The following is a 10577-nucleotide window of genomic DNA, read 5'->3' on the forward strand; positions in this document are numbered from 1 at the left end:
GCGTACAATACCAGGTTCGAAGCCTACGAACTCGACATCGACGACGAGGAACTGCGGCGCGCGCCGTCGTTCCGCGCCGACAAGGATTTCGACTGGGGCGATCGCTCGCAGGAAACCGAACTGCATCGCTATTACAGAACACCACCTTACTGGGGCGGCTTCTGATCGCGGTCGTACAATAGCGGTTTGAAAAAATGTGCGGCGCAGCGTGCAAGCCGCGCTCCGCAGCACCGTGTTGCCGCCCGAACTCGCTGGTCCGCTTTGCTCGTCGCAACCGTCGCTTCGCGCGACCCCGGCGGCGCCAAGCGGAGCATGGTGCGCCGCATCCTTTCGGCGCTGGTATCCCGATGCTAGGCTTGCCATCCGGCAGGAGCAATTGCCTGCCTGACAACAACGGGAGGACGACAATGGCAGAGAGTGTCTACAAGGTCATTGAACTGGTCGGCACCAGCAAGGATTCCTGGGAAAAGGCGGCTGCGGCCGCCGTCAACAGGGCCGGCAAATCGCTGCGCGATCTGCGTGTCGCCGAAGTGGTTCAGCTCGACATGCAACTCGACGCCAAGGGCAAGATCGAAGCCTACCGCGCCAAGCTCAAGGTCTCGTTCAAGTTCGAGGGGTGATCTCGCGGGCGACATCCAGCAGCAATCGCGGCCTCACTCACCCGGTGAGGCTGCGCATTGTTCGTCGGAAGATTCCGAGTGGTCTGTATGTCCGGAGTGCTTCCCGACGCGATCCCTACCGAAACAGCATCACGGGGCCAAGTGCAATAGGCCGATCACTCAATGAGAGAGCTGCAACTCGCCGAAGCAATCGATCTCGTCGAGATCCATACGAAAGTCACCGCACCTCTTGTAGCATTCCCGGCAACCTGTCTCGAAAACGCCGATAGTCAGCCGGCTTCCGCGCCACACGCCATCGCCGTTTCACTTCAGGCTGACCCGGACGCCGGAGCTGATCTGATCGCTGGGATAAATGACGACGCGCTCGCCGGCTGCGAGCCCCTTGCTCACCGCCGCAAGCCCGCCGGAGCGCCGCAACAGATCGATGGCACGCAGTTGCGCGCGCCCGTCTTCGGCGACATAGACGCTCCAGCTGTCGCCACGGCGGAACAGCGCGCCGGCCGGGATGATCTCGATGTCGTCATGCGTGAATACGGTAATCCTGGTGTCCACCTGATAGCCGTCGCCGAGGCCGGTCCATTGCTGCTGCGGCGACAGCACGTCGATAAGAACATTGACCCGCTGCTCCTCGACGCCGAGCGTCGACACCTTGGTGAACGCCGCGGGCTCGATCCGGCGCACCCGCCCGGAGAGTGTGCCCGGACCGCCCCAATGCTCGATGGTCACATCCGCGCCGGGACGGATTTCAACCGCATCGGTGCTGAGAACGTCGGTCACGATTTCGAGGTCGCGCGGATCGCCGATTTCCATCAGCGGCATGCCCGACTGCACCACGGTCTCGCTTTCCTGCGCGACCCTCAGCACCACGCCCGAAACCGGCGCGGTAAGGCTCCAGGGTTCGGTCGGCCCGTCCACGCCATCCTTGTAACGGCCGAGCAGCGCCCTGGCCTGAGCGAGTTCGTGGTCCGCCGCATGCGCCTGGAATTCCGCGGCCCGAAGGTCACGATCGGCAACCCGCATGGCGAGTTCGGCGCGTTCGCGTGCCTGCACCGTCGACGCGCCGCTCGCGGCAAGCGTGCGGGTGCGATCGAGATCGGTCCTGGCCTGATCCGCCTGGGCCTGCGTCCGCTCGACGGTCGCATTGCTGCGCTCCAGCGCGGCCTCGGCGATGCCCAGCCGTTCCTCGGCCTCGCGACGACTGCGCGGATCGAGCAGCGGCGCCGGCGGCGGCAGGATGGCGGCAACGGCATCGTCCGCGGCGACCTTGTCGCCTGCCTTGAGTGTGACCCGCGTCAGGCGGCCGGCGAGCGGGGCCGCGACGACATAACGCTGGCGAATGCGGGTCCTGCCGTCCTCGTTAATGCTGGCGACGAAACGTCCTTTGGTGACGGCCGCCGTTTCGACCGGGACCGGCTGTGGCATCACAAGCCAGGCGATGCCTGCGGCCGCGGCCAGTGCGCCCAGCGCCAATCCCACACGACCTGCCGTGATCCGCATCGTCAGTCCCTCGTCTTCAGTACCGCGACCAGATCGAGACGGTCGACCCGGCGGCGTACGATGTAAGCGCTGGCCGCCGCAGCCGCCACGACAATGGCGACCGCAACCACATAGGTTCGCGGCCCCACCACTCCCGGAATCTGGAAACTCTCGTTGGAATGAAACCGTGCGATCAGCGTGACGACGCCCTGCGAGAGCATCAGCCCGATCGGAATAGCCAGGGCGATTTCGGCGGCGAACTGGCTGAACAGGATCCGCGCCACCTCGGCCCGGGTAAAGCCGAGCACCCGCAGGCTGGCAAGCTCCCAGGCGCGCTCCTGCAAGGCGATCCGGGCGCTGTTGTAGACCACGCCGACCGCGACGATCAAGGCAAAGGCCGTGAGGATACCGGCGCTGACGAGAACGATGCCCGCGATCTTGTCCAGGAATGAGCTCAGCGTGTAGCTCTTCATCGCCACCGATTCGATCACGGGCAGTTGCTTGAAGCGCCGTGACAAAGCCGGTAGCGCCGACGGCTCCACGAACAGGGATGCGGCCGAAACGACCGCGCCTTCGCCGGTCAACCGGTTGAGCGTGTCGATCTCCATGTAGGAGGACATCCCGATCGTCTCGTCGACGATGGCGCCGACCGGCAGGTCGATCTTGCGACGCCGGCCCTCCATCACCTCGATCGTCACGGTCTCGCCGGGCGCGACCTCGATCCGCTCGACCAGCCGGCGGGTGAGGGTGATGCCATCGGGCGGCACGTCGATCGGACGCAGCGCGGCATCGTGCGGACGCCGCAGTCCGCCGTTGATCGGCAGGCCGATCACCGACGTCAGATAGCTGCGATGCCCGGCGCGCAGGCGAACCGGGACAAATCGCAAGCCTTCGGCGACCAGCACGCCGGGCTCGCGGGCGAGATCGCCGATGACGGTGCGACTGAGCGGATGGGGGAACGTGACCATGGCGTTGCCGCGTTCGACCAGGTTGAACTGGACTTCGATCATCTGGTCGATGGCGTCGCGCCAGAACAGCCCGAGCACCACCATCGGCACGGCGAGGGCAATACCGATGACGGTAAATGCACTGCGCAGCGGACGGCCGGCAAAATTGCGGATCGCCAGCACACGCCGCGGCGTCAGCGTCTTCGCGGACAGCAGCCCCTCGATCCACGAGCGGTGAAAACGCCGCGGCGCGGCCGGCCGCATCGCCACGGCCGGTGCCAGCGCGACGACGTTTCGCAGCGCCGTCACGACGCCGAGCGATGCCGCCGCAAAGCTGATCAGGAAGCCGGCAACCGCGGACCATGGCGTGAATTCGAAAACCAGCGCCGGCAGGTGAAAGAAGCCGTGATAGCTTGCAACCATCGCCTCACCAAAGACCAGGCCGCCGGCCAGGCCGAGCGCCGACCCGAACAGAACGACGATCGCGACCAGCTTGAGATAGTGCAGCACCAGCGGAGTCGTTGGAAAGCCGAGCGCCTTCAAGGCGGCGATCTGCTCGCGCTGCGCGGTCACCAGCCTGCCGAGCACGACGTTGAGCAGGAACGCCGCTACCCCGAAGAAGATGAAGGGAATGGTGATCGACATCACCTTTTGCTGGTTGAGTTCGTCCTCGAGGAAACGGTTCGAGGGTTGGTCCCGCCGGCCGATGGCCCCGACCGAACCGTAGGGCTCGAGCAGGCGGTCGAGTTCGTCGATCACCTGCCTTGGGTCGGTGCCCGGGGTCAGCGACACCACGGCGTCGTTGAACGCGCCTTTCATGTCGAAGGCGGCTTCCGCCGCGCTGCGATCGACCCAGAGCACGGCATAGAAGCGGTCGTCCGGGATCGGCACCCCCGGCTTCACCGCATAGACATATTCGGGCGACAGCGCGACGGCGGCGACACGAAAGTTCTGGATGCGGCCGTTCAGCACGACCGGCACGTCGGTGCCGAGTTTCACCACATTCGCCTCGGCAAAAGCCTCGTTGATGGCGGCGCTTCTCGTGTCGCCCGGCTCCGGCGGGGTGCCCCGCCGCACATGCAGCCGCGCCAGCGGCTCGCCGCCAGCATGCGTGAGCGAGACCATTCGCGCCGAAACCGGCAGCGTGGCGGAGGGCCAGTCCAGAATCACATCGCGCACGATGCGCGGCTCGACCGCGGCAACGCCGGGAATTTCATTGAGCTGCGTCACTACCGAGAGCGGCGCGCGCTTGAGCGTTACGAAGACCTGCGGAAAGCGCGCGGCAGTATAGAAGCGGTCGCGTCCGGCGCGCAGCGAATCATAGGTCGAGATCGAGGCGATGAATACGGCCATGCCGGCGGCGACCACCAGCGCGATCGTCACCACCTGCCCGCGCATGGCAAGGATATCCCGCATCAGCTTGCGATCGAGCAGGGTCACCAGCTCACCTCTTCGGGCGTCATTCGGCGCGCATTGCGCTCCTCGCCGACGATGCGTCCGCCGCCGAGGCGGAGGACGCGATCCGCCATGCCGGCGATCGCCGCGTTGTGGGTGATGATGATGGTCGTGGTGCCGAGCTGCTCGTTGACCCGGGCGATCGCGGCCAGCACGACCTTTCCGGTCTCGTAGTCGAGCGCGCCGGTCGGCTCGTCGCACAGCAGGACATCGGGCGACTTGACGATGGCGCGCGCGACCGCGACGCGTTGCTGCTCGCCGCCGGAAAGCTGCGAGGGAAAATGATCGAGCCTTTGGTCGAGGCCTACCAGCGCCAGCGCCTGTCGGGGATCGAGCGGCTTGTCGGCGATCTCGTTTACCAGCGCCACGTTCTCAAGCACGGTGAGGCTCGGAATCAGATTGTAGAACTGAAACACGAAGCCGACATGCTCGCGGCGGTAGCGGGTCAGTTCGGCGTCGTCGGCGGCGACAAGGTCATGGTCGCGCCAGCGCGCCTGGCCGCCGGTCGGCGCATCGAGCCCGCCGAGGATGTTGAGCAGCGTCGACTTGCCCGAACCGGAGGGGCCGAGCAGGACAATGAATTCGCCCTCATAGATATCGATATCGACGTTTCTGAGTGCGTGGACCTCGACTTCGCCCATAACATAGGTCTTGGAGAGATCGCGGGCCTGAAATACCACGCGACGCGGTTCGCCTTGCTGCCGGGGTTGGTTCAGCGCCACGATGTCCTGCTTGCTGCCTGCACGCTTCGATGCGCGGCCGATCATCGATAACGCATTGGGCCGGCCGCCGCTTGAGACAGGTCAATTTGATCCCCGGGAGACGCCGCTTCACAGCCCCGGCAACGCCGAGAGGTAGACATTCATCGTGCCGTCGGCTTCGGCGATCACGCGCAGCGTCTTCGAATCGAAGGCGATCTCGGCGAGCCGCAGGCTGGTAATTTCGGCGGCGACCCGCACGCCGTCCTCGTTCTTCTGGAAATCGGCGATTACGGCGGCGATCTTCTTCTGCGCATTGCTGGCGAACGGCTTCAGGTCGATGGTGGCCCTGTCGGCCAGCGCCTGCTGCAGATGTGGCATCGCCGCGCGCGCGGCGGCGCCGAGCAGGCCGAACGCGGCTTCGGATTCGACCGCGAGTTCGATGTTGGTCAGCCGCAGCGTCTGTTGCTTCTGATCGAGCACGGGCCGGCCCCAGATATGCACATTGGCCTCGCCGCCGAAACCGAAGAAGCTCTTCTTCTCTTTGGCGTTGACCAGAAGCGAGATCAGCAGCCGGTCGCCGGAGGCTGCGACGGTGGCGCGCTTGACGATGACGTCGACCGCGCCCGAACCGTCCTCGGGGAAGGTGCGGCCGGCGAACTGCGCCTCCACGATCTTGTTGATCTCGGTGAAGGGCATGTCGATCGGCACGCCGATGCTCACTCCCCCCGGCGTCGCCGGAATGATGGAAATGGTCGCCGGGAACGGGCAGTCCGGTTTTGTCTGGACCGGGGTGATGCGGGTCTCGGCCTCGATGCCGAGCGTCAGCGTCATCGCCGAGGCATCGACACGCGGCTGCGCTGCGATGGCGCGGGTCGGCCGCATTTCCAGCCATAGCGCCGGCAGCGTCGATGTGGCGCCGGTGCCCTGCAGCGGAATCGAGCGGCAGGCCTTGGCCCATTGAATGCGCGCGTTCTGCTCAAGGGCCGGATCGTTGCGGATCCGCGCCTGCGCCACCGCGATCTGCTCGGCCTCGGTTTTGTCGATCAGCGGCTTGACCTGCGCCGGCACGTTGACGCGCGCGCCCGCCACCACGAGGCTGGTGTCGCCGAGATTGACCTGCGCCGCCAGGTTGGGCTCGATGCGCCAGGCGGCGGCCAGCTTCGGCCGCGCGGTGATGACGACGTTGCCCTTGATCTCGGCGCTGGCGTTCAGGTTCTTGATGTTGACGCTGCCGATCTTCTTGCCGAGGTCGCCGCCGAGCAGGCCGCCGAGCGCATCGCCGACCGCGCCGGTCGCCTTCGCCGACAGCGAGCCGGTCACGTTCAGCGTTCCCGTCAGCGGCGTCGCCAGCGACAGCACGTCCTGGGCGCCGGTCGCGGCAATCGGCCCGCGCGAAGCGGTCCAGCCGATATCGGCATTCTGCAGGATCGACGTCACCGGATTGTCGGCCTTGCCGGCGAAGGTACGCGGCGCGCCGCGTTCGGCGGCTTCGCGAATGGCGCCGAGCGCGATCGCTACCGGCGCGATGATGCTGGAGGCGCGCGGGGCCGGCGGCAGCGGCGGCAATGCGGCCAGCACCGGCGCGCGGACCGTGCCGCGCGGCGCCACCCAGTCCATCGCTTTCAGGCTGGCGAAAAACGAGACCGCGAGCGCCGCTGCCCCGAGCAGGATCATCTTCGGACCAATCGGCAGACGCATCAGACTTGTCGGCAGACGCATTGTCCCCCCGGACGCTTCAACGGCGGAGTTTACACGGCGGGTGCGGAGGGCGCCAGAGCGGCGCTTTCCGAAGAGTGGGCAAAGCGCAGCGTGCCCACCAGCGGTGTATCAGCGGATAAAGCAGGCCGCCTTGCGACTCATCATGAAGGTGGTGGGCACGGCGCGAAGAGCGCGCCTTTGTCCACCTGCGATTCGACACAAAAAATGGCGCGGAGACCGCGCCATTTTTCATGTCTTCGCAGATTTTGGAAATCAGCCCCGCTTGCCGTTCATGTTGTCGGCGCGGCGGTCCATCGGCAGCACGATCACCTTGGTGCCGACATTGACCCGCGAATAGAGGTCGGTGACGTCTTCATTGGTCAGGCGCAGGCAGCCAGAGGAGACGTGGGTGCCGATGGTGTGCGGCGCGTTGGTGCCGTGGATGCGATAGATGGTGCCGCCGAGATACATGGCGCGGGCGCCGAGCGGGTTGCCGGGGCCGCCGGCCATGTAGCGCGGCAGATAGGGCTGGCGCGCGATCATTTCCGCGGGCGGGGTCCAATCCGGCCACTCTGCCTTCCTGGTCACGGTCTGCACGCCCGACCAGGTGAAGCCCTCGCGACCGACGCCGATGCCGTAACGGATCGCCTGTCCGCCGCCGAGCACATAATAGAGGTAGGTGTTGGGGGTATCGATGATGATGGTGCCGGGCGCCTCGCGGCTGGCGTAGTTGACGACCTGGCGCTTCAGGCGCGCCGGCATCTCGCGCACGGGGCCTTCGTCATCGTCGGAAGGCTGAGCCTGCACCGGCGGAGCCGATTGCGCCGGAGGCGACATGAGGAAGGGAAACAGCTGCACGGGTGCCGCCACGGCGGAGCCGGAAACTGCGAATGTGCCGATTGCCAGCGCACCGAGTGCTGCGGCAAACAGGCGTGAATTCAGCCTGGCTGAGTTGAACATGATCGACCCCTGTTTAGCGCCCTGCGCGCCAGTGCCCCCGGCGCGTCGTTGGGAAGATCAGTACAGGTCAAGCGTTTCAGGAGGTTTGCACAATGTCGCCAAATTGGTTTCGTCGGCTTAAGAATTGTTTCATTGCGGTTTCATGGCCGACAAAGCGGCGCACGGTTAGTCGGTCCCGACCTCGCCGCTGAAGCTTTTATCGATTTTTTTCAAAGATTTATAAGGGGTCTGGCCCGGGGCGAGCCGGTGCGTCGTCGCCGCCCTACAGCGCCCGCATCCGCGCCGGTTCGGGGACGACAAGGCCGATGGCGATACGCCGGTCGGCAACGGCATGGTTGAACTGGTCGAGCACGAGTCCGATCGCCGCCAGGTCGCCTTCCTCGATCGCGCCGTCGTCGTAACAGTCCAGCGTTTCCCGCAGTACGCCGTCGACCTCATTTTGCATGGCGGTCAGTTCGTCCGGGGATTCAGCCAACCGCACCTTGGAAATGATGGCGAGCAGGTCGTCGCGATGTTCGGAATATTGTTCGCGTTCATCCCGCTTGAAATAATGACGCAGCCAGGCGCCAGCGGATCCTAACCCGGAAAGAACCAGGATCGCGCCCCAGACATAGTCGGTATATTTTTCCAGAAAGGTGCGTTCATTGCCGTCGATATAGGCCGCCGCACCCGCATGCGCCGGCAATGCCGCGTCCTTGTCGGTGTCCGGCTTCTCGATCTTGGCCGCCGCGGGCACTTCCCTCGCCAGCGACTGGCGCACGGTGAACAATTGCCGGACGAAGCCGCCGACCGCGGTATCCGACAGCGACTTCGACGCGACGATCAGGTGGTTGACGCTGACGGTGTCGATCTTGTCCTCGGGGCGCGCCGGCGACGGACTGAAGGTGCTGCCCGGGATTTCCTCGGCCTCGTAGAGCGGGTGCTTCTTGGCGAGCGTCTCGGAAACCTCGATCGGCAGGAATTTCGGCTCGCCGCGCGCCTTCGCGGTCGCGGCGATCGCCTCAATGGTGATCTTGCTGTCGAGCGGGCCCACCGCCATGAAGGCTTCGATGGTCGGATCGCGCGCCATCTCGGCGATCTGGTTGGTGGCGAACTGGGTGATCGCCACCTTGTCGGGATTGACGCCGGATTCGGTCAGGATCACGCGCAGCAAAGTGACGTTGGCCTTGGTCCGGCCGATGACGCCGACGCGATGGCCGGGGAGATCGCCGAGTTCCTTGATTTTCGAGGCCGGCGGTTTCTTAGCACCCTTGGCCGGCAGCCCGGCCACCGACCAAAGCACCACGACGTTCTTGCGCAGGATCGCGACCGACTGGGCATCGGCCGGCAAATCCAGATCGCCTCGCGCCACCGCAAGGTCGGCCTTTTTTGCCGCCAGCAGCGCGATGCTCTCGATCGCGCCGTCGGTGGTGATCGGGTGCAGCCGGATCGAACTGCCATCGCGGGCAAAGGTCTGCGCCAGCGCCTGCACCAGTTTCTGGTCGTCGCTGCCGGCCGGGCCGACCGCGATGCGCAGGGTGACGGGCTGCAGGATGTAATAGAGGCCGGCAGCGGCGGCGCCGAACAGGAAGATGCCGGCGGCCAGCACCAGCAGCGAATAGTCCTTTCGCTTGCGGCGTCTGGGCGGGGTGTCCGGGGAGTTGATGGGATTCGATGATGACATGATCCGGCCACGCTACACGAAAAACATGAACCCGGCGCGAAAAACGAAAAACAGGCTTTACGGCCGCGTAGGCAAGTCGCCCGCGGCAGTCGCGGGGGCGCAGCCGGCCGGGCACCTCCGCAGGTTCGGTGAACGCGCAAGCAAAAGCCCGCCGGCGCGCCGGCGGGCCCTTGGATTCCGGTGCGATCGATCGCGTCGATTATTTTACCCGGGCCGGCGCCAGATTGATCGGCTTGCCGGGCTTCGATGGCGTGTAGTTCACCGCAGTGGCGGCCGGTGTCTCCTTGCGGAATACCGCCTTGCAGCCGGCGCTCAGTGCAGCACGCTGCCGGTGCATGCAGGCGGTGATGCGGTCGACATCGGGAATTTCCGAACTGCAGAGCCGCATCGCGTCGCTGGCGCACATCTGCTCCTGCTCCGCCGTGTGGGCCAGCGAGCCCGTCGTCAGCATGCCGAAGGTGAGCACGGTGGCGACCAGCAATCTGCAGCCGCCATTGTTCGAACCAGTAAAAATCATCGATGTCCCCTTGTGAGCGCCCAGAACTTGCAGGCCACGCGCCGGTCTCCGGCGTTTCCTGGTGAACAACCTACCCGGCATCCGTTTCAGGAGGTTTGCGTCAAACCCGCAAATTGGTTTCGTCGTGTTGAGATTTGTTTCATCGCTGTCGTCGCGAGAGATCGTTAACCATTGCCGTCCGGCCAACAAAAAAGCCCTCGCGGAAATCCGCGAGGGCTTTCTGAGATCGCGGCTTCAGCTGACGCGCTTCCAGGTCTGGCCACCGCAGAACATGCCGCCAAAGGCGCAGCCCTGAACCCGCAGCGCATTGGTGCCCTTCATGGCGATCGTCGAGTCGTAATTGCGGCCGCTGTCGGGGTCGTGAATCGTGCCGGTCCACTTGGACGCCTGTGCCTTCATGTTGATCAGGATCTTCTTGCCGGTCTTCACGGCGTAGCCGCACAGGTTCTGTCCGCATTCCTCGATCCGGACGTTGCCCTTGTTTTCCTCGGTGGCCCAGATGCCGAGCGGCGTGGCCGGCGCCGGCGCGGCGGCGGCGGG

At 65.4% G+C, this 10577-nt stretch carries 9 protein-coding genes; 1 reads left to right on the forward strand and 8 read right to left on the reverse strand.

Translation table 11 applies throughout. The features are described from left to right. The first annotated feature begins 407 nt into the window (after positions 1–407). The gene (locus Q8N40_RS19090; protein WP_305318551.1) at positions 408–620 is read left to right on the forward strand and encodes a dodecin family protein; all 213 of its coding nucleotides are present in this window, start codon (positions 408–410) and stop codon (positions 618–620) included. 303 nt (positions 621–923) lie between these two features. Here Q8N40_RS19090 and Q8N40_RS19095 read toward each other — a convergent pair whose 3' ends face one another. The 8 genes from Q8N40_RS19095 to Q8N40_RS19130 all read right to left on the reverse strand — a co-directional run. Beyond that, positions 924–2117 (reverse strand): efflux RND transporter periplasmic adaptor subunit, encoded by a 1194-nt coding sequence (locus Q8N40_RS19095; protein ID WP_305318552.1) that lies wholly within the window; start codon positions 2115–2117, stop codon positions 924–926. A gap of 2 nt (positions 2118–2119) precedes the next feature. Further along, entirely contained in the window at positions 2120–4483 is a 2364-nt protein-coding gene (locus Q8N40_RS19100; protein ID WP_305712913.1) for an ABC transporter permease, read from the reverse strand. After that, entirely contained in the window at positions 4480–5139 is a 660-nt protein-coding gene (locus Q8N40_RS19105; protein ID WP_305318556.1) for an ABC transporter ATP-binding protein, read from the reverse strand. Before Q8N40_RS19105 ends, Q8N40_RS19100 begins: the two co-directional genes overlap by 4 nt. Positions 5140–5328: 189 nt before the next feature. Further along, positions 5329–6897, reverse strand: a complete 1569-nt coding sequence (locus Q8N40_RS19110) for a DUF4403 family protein (RefSeq protein WP_305712914.1) — start codon at positions 6895–6897, stop codon at positions 5329–5331. Between the two features lie 273 nt (positions 6898–7170). After that, entirely contained in the window at positions 7171–7857 is a 687-nt protein-coding gene (locus Q8N40_RS19115; RefSeq protein ID WP_305712915.1) for a L,D-transpeptidase, read from the reverse strand. 262 nt (positions 7858–8119) lie between these two features. Beyond that, complete coding sequence (locus Q8N40_RS19120; protein ID WP_305712916.1) at positions 8120–9520, reverse strand: TAXI family TRAP transporter solute-binding subunit; 1401 nt, start codon at positions 9518–9520, stop codon at positions 8120–8122. 199 nt (positions 9521–9719) lie between these two features. Continuing rightward, positions 9720–10037 (reverse strand): hypothetical protein, encoded by a 318-nt coding sequence (locus Q8N40_RS19125; protein WP_305321188.1) that lies wholly within the window; start codon positions 10035–10037, stop codon positions 9720–9722. Between the two features lie 234 nt (positions 10038–10271). Next, positions 10272–10577: DUF2147 domain-containing protein (locus tag Q8N40_RS19130; RefSeq protein ID WP_305712917.1), on the reverse strand; the 306-nt coding region annotated here is incomplete at its 5' end.

It is taken from the genome of Bradyrhizobium sp. (genome assembly GCF_030693485.1).
Taxonomy (GTDB): Bacteria; Pseudomonadota; Alphaproteobacteria; order Rhizobiales; family Xanthobacteraceae; genus Bradyrhizobium.